At 55.4% G+C, this 20902-nt stretch carries 2 protein-coding genes; both read right to left on the reverse strand.

Going from position 1 to position 20902, the window contains the following annotated elements; all coding sequences use genetic code 11:
- On the reverse strand, positions 1-19974 hold a 19974-nt coding region (locus K5905_RS06065), incomplete at its 3' end, for a tandem-95 repeat protein (RefSeq protein ID WP_297581381.1).
- A gap of 679 nt (positions 19975-20653) precedes the next feature.
- Positions 20654-20902 (reverse strand): DUF1629 domain-containing protein (locus K5905_RS06070; protein WP_367186914.1); only part of this gene is annotated, 249 nt, incomplete at its 5' end.

Consider the following 20902-nt stretch of genomic DNA (forward strand, 5'->3'; position numbering starts at 1 on the left):
CGTCAGGGGTGTGTCTTCGGTCGCGTCGAACTGGTCGAGCGCAGCTACCGGTCGCTGGTTCGTGGAAACCACATTGACATTCACATGACCTGTCGCAGTGCCGTCCGTTCCATCGGAAACGACATAGTCAAACCCGGCGAGCCCGTCGAAATTGGCATCCGGCGTGAACAGGATCTGGCCATTTTCGAAGGTCACTGTGCCATTGACCGCGTTGATGACGTCAACAAGGTTCAAAGCATCACCGTCGACATCATAGTCATTGGCAAGAAGGGTCGCCGGATCGATAACCAGTGGCGTATCCTCAAGACCGTCGATGACATCGAGAACAGCTACCGGTGGGTCATTGACCGGGGCGACGTTGATAGTGACATTACCCGTCGCGGCGCCTTGCAGATCGTCCGTGATCGTATATGTGAACCCGTCCTCGCCGGAATAGGCCGGGTCGGGTTCGTAGGTGAGCGTAACGCCGTCATTGCCATCGAGATCCTGCGAGACTTCTGCGGAAACCGTATCGGTTCCATTGGTAGCCGTGATCAGGAAGACCAGCGTTGCTGCAATGTTCAGCGGCACGGTGGCAGTGAGACGACCGGTAGCCGCATCAACGCTCACCCAGGCAGGCAGTTCCGATCCGTCGGCCAGCGTTGCCGAGTAGGTTGCTCCGTCAGGCGCCCCCATATCCGCCGGCGGATCGATTTTCACGGTAGACAGATTGACCGTCAGGCTACCATGGGCAGGCTCACCAATCTCGATGGCACGGAACGGGTCGCCGTCATCATCACGGTCGTTGGCCAGGAGATCTGCCAGCGCAAAGGTCAGCGTTTCATCTTCAACGGCTTCCAACACATCTGCTTCCGGATCGGGGATCTCCGGCATTGGCAACACGTTGATCACGATTATGCCCGGCTCTTCGGAAACTGCTCCCTTCTCATCGGTGGCGTGATAGGTGATCGCAAGCGCACCGTTGAAATCTTCCGGTGTGGTGATGTCGATCCGTTCCGAACCGGAAGACGCATCGATACCATCCAGGTTTGTGACCTTGAACGTCTTGTCGACAATGAGGTCTGTGACGATCGACATGTCCGGCAACACATCACCATCGCCGCCGACATCAATGCGAACCGGCAATGCGCCAATGTATTCAGCTGGCGGCAGACCGTCGAAGCTGAGGTCACCGACATCGAATTCGAGCCAATCAGGCAGATCGTTGAGGTTTTCCCTGGCTGCGGTCACGGTGGTGGCGCGCCCCAGGTCAAGCGCGAACAGCCCCTGAGCTGCAAAATAATCCTGATTGGCCAGGAGTGCATTGATGGCCGGATCGATCGGAGCAACCGGATCAATAACGAATTCCAGGGCAAATCCACCTTCGCTGGAAGCATATGTGCCGTCCGGCAGAGGTTGAGCATCTGGCGAATAGACAATGCGAACGCGCGCCGGATCCTCGCCATCCGCCGGTGGAATAGCTGTCTTTGTCAGCGTCATTGTTTCAGCGTCGAAATCGAGCCAGGCGGGCAACGCCCGACCGCTGGCCAGTTCTGCCGAAAAACCACCCCCATTCAGATCGAAGAGAGCGATGCCGCTATCATATGCGACGCCCGTATCGAGCGCATCGGTGTCCGTCGGGTCGACGACCAGACTGTCTTCAAACATCGACACGGTCGCATCGTCCGGATCGGTGTAAGCAAAAGTCAATTTCACTTCGACGGGATCGGTCGCATCCACCGGCGGTGTGCCGGTAAAGGTCAACGTCGCGGCATCGAACACCAGCCAGCCCGGCAAGGCACTGCCATCAGTAAGGGTCGCCGTCACCGCCGTGTCCGTATCAATATTGTCGACAGTGAATTCGTGGCCTTCTGCAAACGGCGCCCGCTCGGTAAAGCTGCCATAGGTGTCGAGCAACGACACACCGTCTGCAAGCGCATCAGCATCGGCAACCGAGAATGTCACGCCGCGCTGGATCTCGGTTCCGCTTTCTGCATGCGAGAAGGTCAGGACGACTTCGACCGGTTCGGTCAGATCCATCGGCATATTGCCGCTGAATGTCAGCGTTGCGGCATCGAAGGACAGCCATGCCGGCAGGTTCTGGCCGTCGGAAAGTTTTGCAGCAACGTCGGAAGGACCGGTCAGGAAGTCGGTTTCCAGAACGCCGAGGACGGAAACGCTCTCAAAGAACAGTACGTCCCCGTCCGGTTCAACGTCATTGCCGAAGGCCTCCGCAGCCAGCACGTAGATCGGCAGATCCTCCAGGGCCGACACGATGTCGTCATTGAGGATCGCTGCGTCATTGTCCGGCAGAACCGTAATGGAGACAAAGGCCTCGTCGAAACCGCCACGGCCATCGCTGATCAGATAGGTGAAACCAGCTTCACCATTATAGTCGCTGCGCGGCGTGAAGGCGATCATGCCGTCATCGGTGACCGCCACCGCGCCGTTGAGCGGAAACCTTTGCAGTCCCGTGATGGTCAGAACGTCACCATTCGGGTCGGTGTCATTGGCCAGGAGATCAGCCGGGTCAATGACCAGGACCGTATCTTCCAGTGTCTCGAACCCGCCGTCATCTCGTGCGGTTGGTGGATCATTCAGCGGAATGACGTCAAGCGTAACCACGATTGTCGAGGCCGCACCGCGCTCATCGATAAGGTCGTAGCTGAAGCTCGCTTCTCCGAGCGCATCCGGTGTGAAGGATATCTCACCGGTGGCCTCGTCGAGTACTACCGTGCCATTGACGGGCGAATGGATGCCCTGGAACGTGAAAGCATCCCCTTCCAGGTCGTAGTCATTGGCCAGCAGGCTGTCGACGGTCAGAACGGTTGTCGTATCCATCCGGATTGTGCGGCCGTCCGAACCGCTGCGCGGAGCGTCATTGACGGGATTGATATAAAGCTCGACCGAAGCCGTCGAGGTAGCACCGTCCGGATCCGCCAAAGTGTAAGTGAAACCCGCAAAGCCGAAATAATCGGTCAGCGGCTCGAACTCTACATAACCGTTGACGACGTCGGCGCGTCCGTTGGTTGCCGGCCAGAATCCGGATGAATAGAGCGGATCGCCGTTTTCATCATAGAGCGGCCCGACATCGACAATGGTCAGCGTGTCGCCGTCAATGTCGAAATCATTGTCGAGCAGCACCGAGAATGGTATCCGCAGGATTGTGTCTTCCTGTCCCTGGAAAACACCATCATCTGCACCTGTCGGAGCATCGTTGACCGGCGATAGATTGACTTCCACCTCTGCCGTCGACTCCCGGCCGAATTCGTCGCGAACCGTATATTCGAAAAATGCATCGCCATTGAAATCCTGAGCTCCCAGGAACGCGATGGTACCGTCCGGACGTAGTTCAACCGTACCATTTACGGCATTTTGAACCGAAACGATCTGAAGCTGTTCAATTCCCTCTTCCGCATCATTGGCAATCAATGTCGCCGGATCAATCAGTACAATTTCGTCTTCAACGCCAAGCAGATAGACGTCGTCCACGGCGTTGAAGCGTCCGATCCGCTGCAGGTCGTCGATCGTATCCCGGTTCCAAACCGTGCCGTCCTCAAACTCGATCTCCTCAATCCCGGTTTCTCGGCCGAGGAAGTGGTCCGTGATCAGCATTGTGTCGATCAGAAGACCGTCGTCATGTTCCAGCTCAATCAGCAGACTGTCACCCTGGCGAACCAGTGAAATATCTTTCGGTGCGATTGCCGAACCCAGGATTACACGGTCAACATCCGCAACATCCCCGATTTCCGTGACCGTATCGTTCCCGCTGTCAAAACCGAAGATGTAGCTGTCCGACCCCAGTCCACCGGTCAGGTTGTCATCAGCGAAACCGCCGTCAAAGGTATCGTCACCGTCCGACCCGACAAACGTATCGGCATAATCGGACCCGACCAGTTTTTCGATACCGGTCAGCGTGTCACCTAGGGCTTCGCCGGCAAGCCCCTGACCAAGCGCCAGGTTCACCGAGACACCTTCATCGGCACGGCTGTAGTCGGCAGTATCAAAACCGCCACGGCCGTCAATCACATCTGCGCCCCGGCCACCACGGATGATATTATCAGTTTCGTCGCCGCTGATATCGTCGTCGTGATAGGAACCCTGGACAATCTCTATGGACGAGAACGTATCTCCAAGCGCATCCCCGCCGCCGGCAGCGCCATTGGCCATGTCGATCGTCACACCGCTGTCGGAGAGCGTGTAATCGGCAATGTCGATGCCTTCGCCGCCAGTCAGGGAATCCGCCCCCCGACCGCCGATCAGGGTATCGTTGCCGCCACCGCCGACAAGTATATCGTCGCCCCGGCCGCCAGACAGAATGTTGGCACCGTCATCACCTTCAAGGGTGTCCGCAAGATCGGAACCGATGAGGTTCTCGATCGAAATCAACGTGTCCCCTTCCGCATCTCCGCCACTGGCGGTTCCCGCCGTTAGCGAAACGGAGACTGCCTGCGTTGAAGTCGAATAATCGGCGGTATCATTGTCCTCGCCACCATCGAGCGTATCGGCGCCGGCACCACCGGTGAGCAGGTCGTCGCCGGCCGCCCCGATCAGAACGTCTGAGCCAGCCCGGCCATCCAACAAATCGTTGCCACCGCGTCCATCGAGCGTATTTGCTGCGTCATCACCGTACAGGCGATCGATATATTCGGTACCGGCAAATGCCTCTATGCCGACATAGGTGTCCCCCTGGGCAAAACCACCCTGGCCGACACGTGACCCGAGATCGGCACGCACACCGGTATTCGAACCGGCGAAGTCAACCGTGTCGAAACCCTCGCCGCCGGTAATGGTATCTGCACCATCGCCACCATCAATCCAGTCGTTACCCGCGCCGGCGTCGATGTCGTCGTCTCCCGCACCGGCTTCAATCGTGTCGTTGCCTCCAAGTGCCTTGATCACATCCGCACTGTCGAGCCCGCGTATGGTTTCGGTAAGGTTCGTGCCTTCCAGCCAGTCGACCGCATCGGTGCCTTCAAGAACACCGAAATAACTGCTGTCAACGGTCGCACTCACATATCCGCTGTCGGTGACGCCTTCCGCATCCTCGATCAGGTATTCAACCGTTACGTCGCCCGAGAAACCTTCGTCGAACCGCACAACGATGAAAGTTTCGCCACTCGTCTCTACAATTTCAAAGGTACCGCTTGAAACCGATGCCACACCGGCAAAGGCAACCGGTTCATCATCGACATCAAAGTCATTTGCCATCAGTTCGGATACGCGCAGCACCAGTGGCACGTCCAGCGGCGTGACATATCCTTCGTCATTGACCGCCGTCGGCTCGTCATTAACGGGAATGATCTGAATATCGACAAAGGCCTCGGTCGAGCCATCCCGATTGTCCGTCACGGTGTAGAAGAAACCTGAAGACTCGTCGGCATTCAGGTCTGGTGTGAACAGTAGATCGCCTTCATCCGTGTACGTGATCGTACCGTTCAGCGATCCGAGTAGAAATTCCTCGGCGAAAGTAAGGCCGCGCCAGGAAACGAATTCGATCGGATCACGATCAATATCCGTGTCGTTACCGAGCAGCACCGAGATCGGAATAACATATGGAACGTCTTCATAGACTTGGATAACGTCATTCTGCGCGTCGGGAGGAGCATCCCCGACATTTTCAAACCACAGCGTCACCTCGGCATCATCCACCGCGCCTTCCGGATCCGACACGAGATAGCTGAACGTGGCTTCACCCCAGAAATCCTGATCGGGTGTAAAGATAAGTGTGCCGTGATCGGTCAGGACGACATCGCCGTTGATGGCATCGTTAAAGCTCTCGAAAGTCAGCGTGAGACCTTCGATATCGTAGTCATTCTTCAGAAGCTCGCTGATCGGAATTTCGATCGGCGTATCCTCCAGCCCGCTCAAGAAGGCCAGGCTGTTGCTGGAATAGTGGTCATTGCGCGCCACCGGCCGGTCATTGACCGGGTCGTATTGTATGGTTGCGCGCGCTTCTGCGACCCCGCCTTGGCCATCGTCGACAACGTAATCGAAACCGGCATCGCCGTTGAAGTTCGAGGATGGTTCAAACAGGACCGTGCCATTGTCCAGAAGTGTCGCCGAACCACCGATGACATTCTTGATCTCTGTTACTGTCAGCGTATCGCCGTCACGCTCGATATCATTGGCAAGCAAATCGGCGATATTGATGACAACCGGATTGTCCTCAAGGATCGGCCCACCCTGATAGGTATCGAAAAGGTCATCATGCGGCTCGGGATCGTTGTTGACTGCCTCGACGTGGAAATTAACCCGTCCGGTCGCCATCGCACCCGACGCATCAGCAACCGTGTAGTCGAAATAGGCATCGCCGAAGAAATAGGCACGCGGCGTGACCAGGATGTAACCGTCATCGGTCAGCTCGACCACGACTGTCCCGTTTGATGCAACGGACTGAAGGGTCAGAGTGTCGCCATCAATGTCAAAATCATTGGCAAGCAGTGTACGGCTCTCAATCTGGAAGGCTACGTCTTCCAGCGTGCCTTCCACCGTATCGTCGACGACGGTTGGTGCATCGTTGACGGCTGTCACCTCGATCAGAACTTCTGCTTCCGCCCGACCGCCTTCTGGCGTATTGGCCACATAGGTGAAGCTTGTCATACCGTTGAAGTTTTCATCCGGCGTGAACAGAATTTCACCGTTGCTCGACAGGCTGACAGAGCCGTTTTCGGCGCCAAAGACCTGCGAGACGATCATCCGGTCGCCATCGGCATCATTGGACAAGAGGCGCTCGGTACGGATCGTAAGAGAACTGTCTTCCTCGACCGTGAAGCCTTCGTCGTTGCGCGCTTCGGCAACCGGGCGCACGCGCAGGTCGACATAGGCCTCTGCAATGCCGTTGCGTCCATCGGAAATCTTGTAGGAGAACCGGGTCGGACCATTGAAATCAGCAGCCGCCGTAAAGACGATGTTGCCGTCGGCATTCAGCTCGGCGACCCCGTTATCTCCACCGTCAACAGCAATGATTGACAGGTCATCCAGATCGGCGTCGAAATCGTTGCGCAGCAGGGTTGCCGCAAGGATCGTCACGCTTTCGCCGGAAGTCGCGGTGAAATAACCATCATCGACTGCGACCGGAACATTGTTGTCAAGAAGGGTCTCGATCGTCTCCCGGGTCCAGCTGACATTGTCGGAGAAGGTATAGGTTTCGATCCCCCGACCATCGTCAGCCAGTGCATCCACAACAGTCAACGTGTCTTCATCTGACGTGGCAAAGCGGAAGACAATGGTCTCACTGCCTTTGAAGAGGCGTTCGACTGAGACTTCGGAAGACACGAAGTTCAGGAAAGTGACCGTATCGGTTTCACCATTGCCGTTCGACGCGTCTTCGATCGTGTCGTTGCCACTGCCACGGGCAAACACGTAGCTGTCTGAGCCGCCGCCGCCGGAAAGGAAGTCGTCACCGCTCTGAGAGGTAAAGGCATCATCAGTGTCGAAACCGTAGACATTGTCGTTGCCCGCAGTATCGATGTCGTCAAGAGCACGCGCGCGCATGTCGTCCCGTGTCCACACGGTACCGTCGGCAAAGTGAATTTCATCGACACCGCGGTCGCTGTTCGATGCCAGGGCATCTTCCAGCACCAACCGATCCCGCTCCCCTGAAAGACGAAGTACCAGATCGAGACTTTCCGGTCCGGCCCGAACCGCAAAGGCGACATCATCCACAGTGTAATCGGTCAATCGCAGTATGTTATCATCGGCTCCGACACCCGCGTCAGAAATTCGGTCATCACCGTCGCCCGCTGCATAGAGATAGGTGTCGTCGCCATCTCCGCCGGCGAGAATGTCGTTGCCGCTTCCACCGGACAGAATATCGTCGCCATCCGTTCCGACGATGATGTCATCACCGTCCGTTGCGACGTTTTCCAGAAGCTGTGTCCGAATATCTTTAAGTGTGAAGCTGGTTCCATCGTCGGTCAGCACAATGCTTTCGATCTGGTCGTCACTGCCCTGATCCAGACCATTGAGGATTGTAATCTCGTCGCCCGTGTCTGCGAGGCGGATGACAAGATCCAGACCGTCATAACCGCGCCGGTCGAAGGTCAACTCGCTCTCGGCATATCCGGTGATTTCGAGACTGTCAGCAGCATCGCGGCCACCATCTTGAATCGTGTCGGCGCCGTCGCCGCGCGTGTAACGATAGATGTCATTTCCGTCACCGCCACGCAGCAGATCATTGCCGCCGAGACCAGCCAGGACATCATCTCCGCTCGTGCCGTCAAGCAGATCGTTGCCCTGTGTCGCCTGATTGCCTTCAATCAGAGTATTGAAATCATCTCGCAGCCATTCGGTACCGTCGTCAAAGACGATTTTCTCGACACCATATCGACCGTAGCTGTCTGCGCCCCTGCGCACAGTGATACGGCCTTCATCTCCGGCTCCGGAAGCAGACTCTGCAATGATGATTTCAAGATCATCCTCAAATCCACCCTGCAACACCACATCGGCGGGGTCGATACCATGCAGTTCCAGATAGGAATGGCCGCGATACTCTTCGTCATAAATCCGATCGTTGCCGTCACCGCGGGTATAGACGTATCGGTCATCCCCTTCACCGCCGAGCAACACATCGTCTCCAAGACCACCTTCCAGCGTTTCGTCTGCTGCCGTTCCCACCAGCCGGTCATCAAAGATCGTTGCAGCCGAGGCCAGCAGTTCATTGGAGATTTCGGCCAAGGTCTTGTGGGATCCGTCGCCGAAGACAATTTGCTCGATGCCTTCACCTTCGTCGGCGTCTTGCGTGAACTGGCCTATCAGCAGAAGAGTGCCACCGTCCCCTGCCCCGTCCACGCTGTCCGAGATTCGAACCAACAATCCACGTGATGTCTTTTGATAGGTTACATTCCCCGGCAGAACACCGGTCAGTTGCAGCGTGTCAGCATCATTTGACGAGGTTTCACGTTCAAAATCACCGATTTCGTCGTTGCCGTCTCCCCGCGCCCAAAGATATGTATCACCACCGCGCTGACCGATCAGGATATCATCGCCTGCACCTCCAGAAAGAACATCGACCTGGTGGGTACCTGTAATGACATCGTCACCGTCAGTCGCCTGACCGGCAACCAGATCAGCGACGATGGTCTCGACTGAAAGTTCGGTTCCATCATCAAAACGCAGTGTTTCGACATTGCGGGACCTGTTGCCGGAATAGGCGAAAGCTTCGACTACAGTTATCGAGCCTTCCTGAATTCCGCGGTCGGCGTCTGCCTTGATGGTGATGACAAAGTCTTCACCCAGCCGGCTGAACTCCAGGTCCGACGGTTCCAGTCCGACCAGTTCCACCACGTCCTCGCCCGGGATAAAAATGTCCTGATCCCGATCATAGGTTTCGGTGTCACCTTCGTCGGAATAAACATCATGCCCGTCTCCGTTCCGGTAGACGTAAGTCATGTTGGTGTCGTAGGTAACGGCCTGATCGTCGCCAAGCCCTAGCATCAGTCGCTCAGCGCCAAAGGTCTGTGTGACCCGGTCATCGCCATCCGTGCCGAACTGCGCCCCGATCAATGCCTTGAGAGCAGAACTGTCCCACACCGTGCCGTTATCAAACTGGATCTCACCGATTTGCAGCGCATAGTTCTCGCCGCCCTCACCCTCGGGTTCCACGCCGGTATTGGCATTCAGGAAGCGGAGGATGCCATTGTCTCCTGCACCCGGCGCGCTTTCGGCAACGCGCAGCAGAATGTCCTTGCCATGGGCCAGGAATGTGACGTCTTCCGGCAGAATATTCTTCAGCTCGACTGTCTGAGCACCACCGTCATAGGAGCCTGCAAGTTTGATCAGGTCATTGCCGTCGCCGCGCGAATACACAACGACCGAAGCGAGCGATGCTGAATTGATGACGTCGTTCCCAAGCCCCCCTTCGAAGGAGACCAGTTCTTCACTTGTCCCGCCCGAATTTTCCAACAGGTAGCTCAGGTGATCATCACCATCGGTGCCGACGATTTCAACCGGTTCGACTGGAACGATAAGATCATTGATATTGAGCACCGTTCCATCGCCGAGGCGCGCGATAAACACAGTGTCCGAATGATATGTATCGATCCACACCGTCATGGCATCGCTGCCATCGGGTTGTCGGGCTGCAATGAAAAGCGTCACCCCGTAGTCGGAGCTTTCAGCCGTGATTTCCGACGCCAGAACATCGTCCAATGTGAGTTCGGCCGGAGTTTCGACCCAGGTTACCTGGCCCGTGTCCGGATCCGTCACTTCGGTATAATCGGACATCAGGGTGAATGGCCCACTGTCGGTGCCACGTGTCAGCGTGACCACACCATAGTGCTCACGGGACTGAGACTCATCCGGTGCCGGTTCCCCGGTGTCGATCATCGCCTGGATTATGTCGCCGCCGATCGAGCCATCGGCATCCAGGCCAACTGTGAAATAGGGCAGATCTTCTCGTTCACCGAGCCAGATGGTCGCGCCATCACTGCCATCAGGTTCACGCGGTGCAATCACCAGAACAACAGTGCCATTCTGCTCGATCATGGTCACTTCGGAAGGCAGCACGTCAGCCAGGGTGATCGGTTGTTCCGGTCCCGGCGACAGCTCAAGATAATACTCGCCCGATTGGTTGGCCCTGTCGAAAGCGAACGTTCCCGAATGGTATCGCGGATGGGCGGCCTCTGTTGCCTGGGCCGCCGTCGACAAGTCGTCCATTGTGAGCGAGACGTTGTCGGAGAACGTGACCCGGTCGATCCCGGTTTCAACCTCGTATTCTCCTGGCATCGGGTTGTAGCCACCCACGATCCGCACACTGTCGGATGCATTGCCGAATGTCAGCACCAGGTCACCTGACAGAAACGGATAAAGCGACGGGACATAGCGTACCTCAAAGGAGGTGCTGGCAATGTCGCTCAGAACAATGACGTCTTCTGACTCGTCATAGGCCGTTTCGACTTCGTCGATCGTGTCGTGACCACCGCCAAGAGCGTAAACATAGGTCGTATCGCCGCCTTCACCACCAGCGGATTGCTGAATGTAATACTCATCCGCCTCAGTGGAAGTGTAAGTTGAATTGGAACCGGTTACCTGGATACGGCCACCCGTTTCCGTCGACTGCGGGAACTCCTCGATTGCAGCCAGTATTTCGGCTGCTCCCCACACAGTGCCGTCAGCGAAACTGACTTCGCTCAATGTGTTTTCGCCGTTGAAGAGCCAAATGCCGTCAGTCGTACCGTCAATTTCGAGGTAATAGTCGCGATACCGTGAATATTCGGTCCGCAAGAACGGTGATACCAGCAGACGCACGTCCGACGGATTGAGATCGGTCAGTTGCAGAGTATAGGCGTAATAGTCGGATTCACCGATCGTATCCTGCCCGTCTCCCGCACTATAGGTAATCGTCAGATCGTCATAGACGGTGACAAAGTCATCCCCGGTCAGGCCATTGAATGGACTGCTTGCATCCAGGTTCGGCAACACATCATTGCCGGTCGTTGGCACGCCTGAAGCCGCCGTGGGGATTAGTCCGGCAATGTAAGAACGCGACCATGTAGTGCCACCGTCAAAGACGATTTCGTCAATGGCGCCGTCATCGTCATCATAGTTGCCGCGCACTTCTATCCGGTCATCCGTACCGGCAAATGTCAGCACATAGCCGTCCATGCCACTGATGCGACCGACGGAGACGTCGTCGGGAATGTAGCCGTAGAGCTCAAGCGTATCGTCGTCCGAATAGTCGGAAATCAGGATCGTGTCCTGACCGTCGCCCCGGCGGAAGACAATCGTATCGTAGTCATCGCGCGTATCGATAACATCGTTGCCTGTCCCGGCCTCGATGACGTCATTATCCGTCGTTCCGAAAACGATGTCGTCGCCGTCGCTGACTTGCTGAGCAGTCAGGTAGGCGATGACGTCCTCATATTGCATCGGACCGTCATCAAACAGGAATGTCTGAACCGTTCGCCAGTAGGTGGACACACCACCGCTGGACGAGTACCGGCTGTCATAGAAGGCATCTTCGACATAGATCTGGTCGCCGCTATCGGGGAACCTGATCACAAGATCATGAAGACTCTCCGGTGCAATTTCGAACCTGGCATCAGCCTTGTTGTAGCCACGGATTTCCAGCGTGTTCACCGTGTCGAATTCAGGTTGGGATCGGACCAGATCCCTTCCACCGCCACGCGCGTAAATGTAAAGGTCACTGCCATCCTTGCCGTCGAAAATGTCTTCAGCGGCCGTGCCCACAAGCGTATCGTTTCCGTCTGTTCCCGTTAGCAGGTGAACCCCAGTGGGAACCGTTCCACGTTCAGAAGCCTCTCGGATTTCGTCTGTCGTCCAGATGACACCATTACTGAACTCAATCAGTCGAACACGCGCCGATGACGACAGCGCATTTTCCAAGACGATTTCATCACCATTGCCGAGCCGAAGCACCACATCATAGCTAGATCCTTCAACCGGCAGCGCGCTGATGTCCGCAGGTACGTGATCGAGCAACACGAGCTTGTTGAGATTGGAACTCGAGCCGGATTCATCGATCACATCCCGGCCGTCGCCTCGCCGGAAAACATAGGTGTCAACACCGCTGCCTCCCTCAAGCAGATCGTTACCCCGGCCACCTTCGATCGTGTCATTGCCTGTCGTGCCGGTAATTTCGTCGTTAAAGTCGGTTCCCTTGCCCACCGTGCTGGCAAAGAGTTCGTCGCGCGTAAGCGTCGTGCCGTCACTGAAAACAATGGAATCCACACCATTGAGGGTATTGTCGTAGCGCAGATAAATCTCGTCGTCGCTTCCTGCAAAAGTCAGCAGCAATTCATTGCGGCCAGCCACGGGCCGGATAATCTGCAATTCGTCCGGCGCGTATCCGAAGATTTTGAGGACATCCGTGCCGGACTCATCCTCGATCACATCCCGGCCGTCGCCGCGCGTAAACAGATAGGTATCGGCACCCGCTCCGCCTTTGATATCGTCGTCGCCTTTACCTCCCTCGATCGTATCCGCCCCGCTGCTGCCGAAAACAACATCGGCTTCGTCGCCCGCCTGGTCAGAGATCGACCGCGCAATCAGGTCAGAGCGCGTCCATGAGACGCCGTCGCCAAATGTGATCAGCGGCAGCTGGGAGCGCAGCTGTGCCCCTGCCAGAAGAACCTGGTCTCCGGATTCCGGGAAGGTAATCAGCAGATCCTCGCCATCAAGATCCGGCACCCGGACGACGGCGTCGGTCGAATAAAGGCCACTGAAGGTAATTTCACCCTCTCCGGGAACTTCGGGCAGTTCGATCCGGTCGATATTGTCGCCGAGATTGAAGACGATCTTTGCGTCAACAGACATCTTGACCGTGTCGAACCCGGTGCCAGGCAGGACGTCGAAGGTCTTGTCCAGGTCCGTTGTATCAATGTCGTCCTGGCCTGTATTGACTGCTTGCGCCCGCAAGATCGACATGACTTCGGAGTAGGTCAGCGTCTCGCCATCGGCAAAGACAAAGCTTTCCACCCGTGCAGCCGAGGCTGCGTTCACACCACCGCCAAGCACAACAAGACGTTCGCCGGTTTCCCGCAATATGATCAGCAGATCTCCGTCGACGTCTGCAAAGGCGACCTGATCCCGGGTGACACCTGTGCCGAATTCGATGACGTCTGTACCACCGGTCTCTTCGACGCTGTCTGAACCGTCACCAAAGCCGAACTTATAGGTATCATTGCCGGTTCCGCCTGACATCGCATCCGATCCGGCTCCTCCGGCCAGGACATCATCGCGGTCATCGAAACCGAGCAGCTGATCGTCACCGTCCGTCCCGATCAGCAGCCTGTCGAGAAGGTCGTCAAGCGAAAGAACCGTGCCGTCTGCAAAGTGGAACTCCTCCACCTTGGTCGTGGTCAGACCATTGACGATGGTCAGAACATCTGTGCGGTTGCCGAGATCGATCTGAAGATCGTCACCATCCCGCCGTACGATCAGCGCATCCTGGGTCACGGTGGATCCGAAGATCACCCGGTCAATGACGCCGTCCTCATCTTCTTTTTCTTCGATCCGGTCGAAATCATAATCTGCACCAAATGCATAGGTGTCAGCCGCCGTGCCGCCGATCAACGTGTCGTCACCCTGACGGCCGTCGAGCGTGTTCGGCTGGTCCTGAACTCCCTCGATTATGTTGTCGCCGTGATTACCACCTTCAATCTGCAACAATTCCTCAACGTCGGAAATGAGCAGCAAGTCACCGTTTTGAAACGTAAAACGCTCCACGCCATTGGCAATGTCGAGGAACTGGTTGCGAATACGAAGCGTGTCCGTGCGTCCGGTCACGGTGATCACCAGGTCGTTGCCATCCTTCGTGAAAACCACATTGTCCCGCGTGATGTCGTCACCGAACTCGACCGTATCATCGACGGGCACCGAAACGCCCTTGCGGTCGTTCCAGGAGGCACGCAGGCGGGTGTCGACAATTATGTCGCTACCGTATCCCACATCAAACTTGTAGAGATCGCCACCATCCCCGCCGATCAGCGTATCGTCACCTGCGCGTCCATCCAGCACTTCGGCAAAATTTGAGCCGGTTATGGTCTCGTCGGCACTTGAGCCTACAAGATCCAGATCTTCCGGATTCAGATCGGAGAAAAGAAGGGTGCGATCCGAGAATTCCAGATATTCAACTGCATTGCCCTGTTGGTCGGCACGCACATACTGGTTTTCAAGAACAACCTGATCGCCGGTGTCATTCACCGTGATGATCAGGTCAAGCGCGGTCCGCGTGAACGTGACATCGGTTGTGGCGATGCCTTCAAGAACCAACCGGTCACTGCCGCTTGCATCGAAAATCGTGTCTTGGCCATAACCGCGCGAAAACAAGTAGGTGTCGTTGCCCTCAAGTCCCTCGAGGCGGTCGTTTCCGGCTCCGCCGTCCAGAGTGTCGGAAGTCAGGAAGCCATAGATCGTATCGTCGCCAACAGTTTTGGCGGTATCGATGAAGTGTTGCAGCAGTTTCAGATACGACCAGACCGTACCATCCGCAAATTCAAACTCTTCGATCAGGTTGATGAAACCGACGAACAGAGCGGATTTGAGGAATTCCGTCAGCGTAATCTGATCTTCGGTCCCCTTGATCCGCAGGGTCAGCGTGTCGGACGGACCTTCACGCAGATAGTCGAAATCCGTCCAGCGCAGGTCGTCTTGGAAGCGCAGCCTGTCCGCGGCACTGCCAAAAATTTTGATGCTGTAATCATTGTCCTCAACGACATCGTGACCGTAGCCCTCGCCAAAGACATAGGTGTCGCCACCTTCCAGTGCGCTGAGATAATCGTTGCCCGCACCACCATCGAGTGTGTTGTCATTGAGAAGACCGTAGATTGCGTCGTCACCATCGGTGCGTGCATTTTCCAGCACTCGCGCAACGATCTGATCGAAATCCAAAGAATTGCCGTCTTCAAAGATGAAGCGCTCGATCATGTTCGGCGAGACAAAGTCCATTTCCAGGCTCGGATCGATCAAGCCAAGAATTTCAAGGTTCAGTCGGACACCGCCGAACTGGCCCTCTATGTAGATACTGTCGCCAGTCTCCTCACCGTTTTCATCCAGCAGGAAAATCTGCAGGTCATCGCTGGCTCCGTCTCGAACCAGTTTCAGATCGTCCACCGATATGTCACCGCGAAACTGCAGGAAATCGATACCCGCCTGCATCGGCCCAACACTGACACCGCCACCTTCACCAATGACATCCTGGCCGTCGCCGCGCTCATAAATGTAAATGTCACCACGCATAACGTCGTTGCCTTTACCACCCCACAGGACATCGGTGTCGCCGGAACCGGTATAAACATCATTTGTGTCGCGTGGATCGGCCACTTCCATGGCCATACGGAACCGGTCCCAGATAACCCCGTCGGCAAAGACGATGGAGGTCATGCCGGTTTCCATCTGCGTGCCGTTTGTGAGGTAGGGATTGAGTTCGCCCAGGAACTGGTCCGTGATGCGCAGGACATCCGTGGTACCGTCTACGGACAGGATTAGATCCTGACCGTCACGCACCGCCGTCACGTCGTCCGATTTCACGTGGGAGAAACGCAAGTCGTCGGTGCCACCGTGATCCTGGTCGTAAATATAATCCGTGCCAAAATCCTTACCGACAAAATAGACATCCGCACCGCGTCCACCAAAATAAGTCTGGTCGCCCTCGGAGATGTAAAAGAAGTCGGTCTTGGTCGTACCGGTTACCTCGGTATCGGTAACTTCGTGGGTCCTGAGCAGCTCCTCGTTGACGGAAAGCGCATTCATGGCTGCCAGAAGATCGACATCCACCGGCACGTTCTCATAAGCCCCGAGCAGCATCTGGAAGATGAATGCCTGGTCGATTGCAACGGTATTGCCCATCAGATTGGCGGTGTCATCAAGCCGGTAATCCGGGTAGACCTGCCAAAGCAGCTCATTCCAGTCCTGCAGATAGGCATAAGCCTCGTCGTAACCGGTCGGCGCACCTTCCAGGATCGCCTCGAACATCGGCGCCAGTTCACGATCCGTCGTCGGCCGGTAGGCATCAAGATCGACGTCATATTCGATGCCACGCGCAAAATCGCCGAGGCCACCCTGAAGCGCCATACGCACGGCAAAGGCACGGCTGACGATCGTGTATTCCTTCATGACGACATCGAGCAGGTCGATCATGCCCTTGATGCCGGAAACATATGCCTCGTCCGACAGGCTGGCGTCGCCGCTGTCATTCACCGAATAGGCAATGGTTCCGTCCGCGTGATCGATGTCCGCCGACAGCATCTGAGGCTGGAAGTCGATCCCGACCAGAGAGGTCGCAAAGTGGAACTGACCCGGTGTCAGAAGTTCGACGCGATACGTGCTGTCATCTGTCGAGCCGACTTCGTCTAGTGTCTCGAAATCGACCTCGTAGCTGCGCAGATTGAAGTCACGCGGTGAACCGTATTTATCCTGAAGCTCCAGCGCGCGGTCGAGATTGCGCGCCCAGACATAAAATGATCCGTCAGCGTCCGTCACTTCAACGGTATAGTCCACCACGATGCCGTCGATCAGATAGATGCCGATTTCCTCAACATCGATATCACCGTAGGGATTGAAGCCGATCTCCTCGACGCGCCATTCCTGGCCATCCACGGTCGCCTGTGCCTGAACGTCTTCGCGTGTCGGCGCCGCGATGACAGCGCCATCCGCGTCAAGCACGTCGGCACCACTGGCAAGGCGCCAACTGCCGTCTTCGTTTTCAATGCCGTAATCGAGCACCAGCGCACGGCCATCGACAAGCTCCACCAGATAAGGCGCGACATCTCTGTGCTCCGGTGCGGCAGCGCGAGTAGAAGGTGAAAACGCCTGCTCCAGTTGCCACGTCTGACCGGTGGACGCTGCCTGGGCGAGCACGTCTTCCAGCACGGGACGATCAATGGCTGCCCCATCCGCGTCAAGTACCGCCTGCCCGGAAGCCAGCGTCCAATATCCACCTTCGGCATCTTCAACGTAGACGCCGCGATCGACCAGTTGTTGAACCCCATCGACCTCTTCCAGAAGCACCGGTGTCAATTCCCGGGTCAATTCCTGAACAAAGGCCCATTTGCCGAGCACATCTGCGGACTGTTCGCGCAGCGTCTTCAGTTTCGGCGTGGTCATGGTCTGGGCAGCTTCTGCCACCAGCTCGCCAAGTTCGAAGTCGCCGGACATGGCAACGGACAGATCCGTTACGCGGCCGAAGCCCTTGGCATCGATCGCAAGTTCCGAAAGCCACGGCGCCAGACCGGTCTCTCCGCGATATTGCGTGTCGATGTCATTCAACTCGAAGATCGCGTCGTAGACAGTGCCGATGCCACCACTTGCCCAAGTGAATTCCCCCCGTGTCAACAACGTGGCGCCCTGTGGGGTCTCGGAGTTGACGTCGGTACCGGCAAGGGAGATCGAAAGGATGCCGAGATCGTCAAGACTGGATAGTTCTTCGTCCTGGGAGACGCCATCCTGATTGACGTCCTGCCAGATCTTCAGTTCAGACCAGATGGCATCAGTCGCGTCGATTTTGCCATCACCGTTATCGTCATAGCCGGCCAGATCTTGTAAACCCGACTGCCCAATACCGCCGAAGAGTTCAGTAATATCATCGACCCGGCCATTGCCGTTTTTGTCGAGGGTAAGGAAGCCGTCGTCGCCGGAAAGCCAACCGGTCTTTTCAGCAAAGAAATCGCCGTCGATGTCGAAATAGACGTCACCATCTTCAATTGCGATCGTTTCGATGCCGTCTCCATCAAGATCGAATATAAGCGGATCGACGACCGATCCCCAGGCAATGATCTTGCCGACGCGTGCTGCAGCTGAAGCAAGCGCGAGGACCTCGTCGACCAGCGGGAGAACCTGGTTCAACCCACCCAGGATCGGCGGCAAAACTGCCAAAGCAGCCAGATAGGGATTGGCGAGTTTGAACTGCATCCCAAGGTCGCCGGTTTCAAACGGATTGGCAGCAAGAGCAGCTCCCCAATAAGAACCAACGGAATCATAGTCGCGCACCCGCATCGCACCGCGGATGGAAATACCGTCCCCCGTCTCGTCAAAGGACTCGTCACTGATCAGCGACAAAAGACCGTCAAAGAGATTGACCACATAAAGGTCGCCATCCTTGAAGATGTAATTCATGAAGACCATGAAATTGTCGAAAAACAATGGGCTCTGATAAGTCGCCAGACCCAATGTCGGCGTCAGGAAAGCGGCGGGGCCGAGCGCGAGCATCGGAATATTGTTGGTACCGCCAACCAGCGGAAAGCCGAAGAATTTCAGAACGTCATTCGGCCTGGCATCCATGATAGTGGTGTCCGGCCACCACCAGAAGTTATCGGCGTTTTCAGATGCCTCTAGATCCGTACCGTCCGGGCTCTGTCCGTCGATCGTATCTCCATAGAGTTCACCCCCTGCAGAAGTATTGAAGATCCAATCGCGACCATTACCTCCGATGGTGACGGCTTTTTCTCCGAGAACGGTGACAACCCAATCATCACCTTCGCCTCCGTCAAGCGTTAGCCAGAGGTCTCGATCCGCCCTTGGGCTTAAAGAGTTGTCAGGGTCAACGAGCTCCCCAGATTTAACAAATTTGGGCGTCCAACCTACTAGAACATCGTCGCCTTCCCCCCCCCGGACATATCCAGAACCGAAATGAATAACAACGTCGTTGCCTTTTCCCGCTAATACCTCGGCGTTATCGAGGGCGATTATATATTGCGCACCACCATCATCGTTTTCGCCTGTTTCGCGATCAATGATCATGTTCCCCGACGCAACAAATGCTTCAGGGATATCATTGCCTAATTCTTGATCAAATTCATCTACAGCAATCTCAATTCGTTTTTGAACGTCATCAATGATCTCCGCCAATCCTTCAATAATTGGTTCCATTGCTGCAAGAAAAACGTTCTTGTCGAAAAGAATTCGAAACGCCCTGAATACCTCAATGAAGTCTTCAATGAGTGAAAGTGTGAAATCTGCAACGACCAATCCTACACCTTCAGGACCACCCGTGATGGCAACTCGGGCCTTTTGCTCTGTTTCGATGACAAAATTCAAGAGCAGTTCTGAAGCGTCTTCGGCACGAATGGAATTTAGGAAGGTTGCAAAGTCTGAAATCAGACCCTTTGTTGCCTCCTCGGTGTTTTCCGCGCCTTGCTCATACTGAGCTGCATAGCCAGTTTTCGTGGAAGCCGCGAGAATCGCTGCTGTTGAAACCGCCGTCAATAGCGTTGGAATTTTCTTGGAAGCTGAGTGCCCAGCCTTGGAAATGCCATCAATGAAGTCTGGATTTAACTTCAGCGCTCTGACTCTGGCATCAAATTCGCCAAACTCGTTTTGCGCAACAAGCAATTCGTTGACCGATCTGTTTAAGTTGCCGGCGAAAGCCTTCGCGGCGTCATCGTCTCTTGCAAGTGCACGTTCGAATGATGTCAATCCTCGGCCACTTGGTCCAGTGGTTCCCGGGTCGTAGAGACCCGCATCAACGCGAGTTTGCTTTATCTCATTGAACTCTGCATCGCTTAAAACCAAGTCGCCATTTTCGTCAAGCTGCAACCAAGGATCGTTGTTTGTAAGATTGTCATAAGTCAATTCTTCAAATTGCTTGACGCGAAGCTCGTCCCAACTTAACGCGGACTTATCAACATACTTGTCAGAGCCATAAATAGCGTATTCCGGCTTTGCCCCGCTATTCAAATCATCAATATCAAACCTGGCGACGTTTCCATCTTTGAGCCGAAAGAAAAGCCTATCTACTATTTTTTCGTATTTTGAATTGAGCTCACCGATTTTTGCGTCGTAGTCAGGCGCATTTGGATCTAAGTCGTCAAGATCCAACAAGTACTGCCTATCTGCATCTACGAGAAACCGATCGACAGCATTACGTAAGTCAGGGTGGTTTGACTTGTGCTGGTTCATCCCCAGCAATTCAGCGATCTCACCGTCATTTGACAGTGCAATCAGGTTTTCAGAACTGTTTAGTTTAACTTGAAATTCATCGAGTCGGCCCTTGTAGATTCGGCCTATTAAGGCAGATCTATTAGCAGCCCATACTGGAAGCGCATGGTGCAAATTAAAAGAACTGACAAAGTTGTCTGGAAGATCTGGGTTGTTGGCAGCTAGAAGTTCCAGTTTGGCTACTAGAGAATTTCTTACATCTGAAGAAATCGTTCGACTAAATCCATGATCTATCGCCATACCCACCCCACAATAAATTCAATAGATATCTAGAGACCTACTCCACTCGACATTCCAAAGCGGTGAAGCTACCCATTTCGCTTTTCTTAAGTTGTTCGTAGAATTCGTCAGAGACGATTATTGCATCGCCGAAGTATTTGTCTGCCCAGACATGCCGCCCCGCGATTGCCTTTGCACGCCACATAAGGCGGGGCCGTTGCGCGGTTCTCAAATAGGTTCGGATTTTGCCATTTCGAATGTTTGGATTAACGTCAGACTTTTCGACAATAATCCCATTTTCAACGAA

The organism is Roseibium sp. (assembly GCF_025698965.1).
Lineage (GTDB): Bacteria > Pseudomonadota > Alphaproteobacteria > Rhizobiales > Stappiaceae > Roseibium.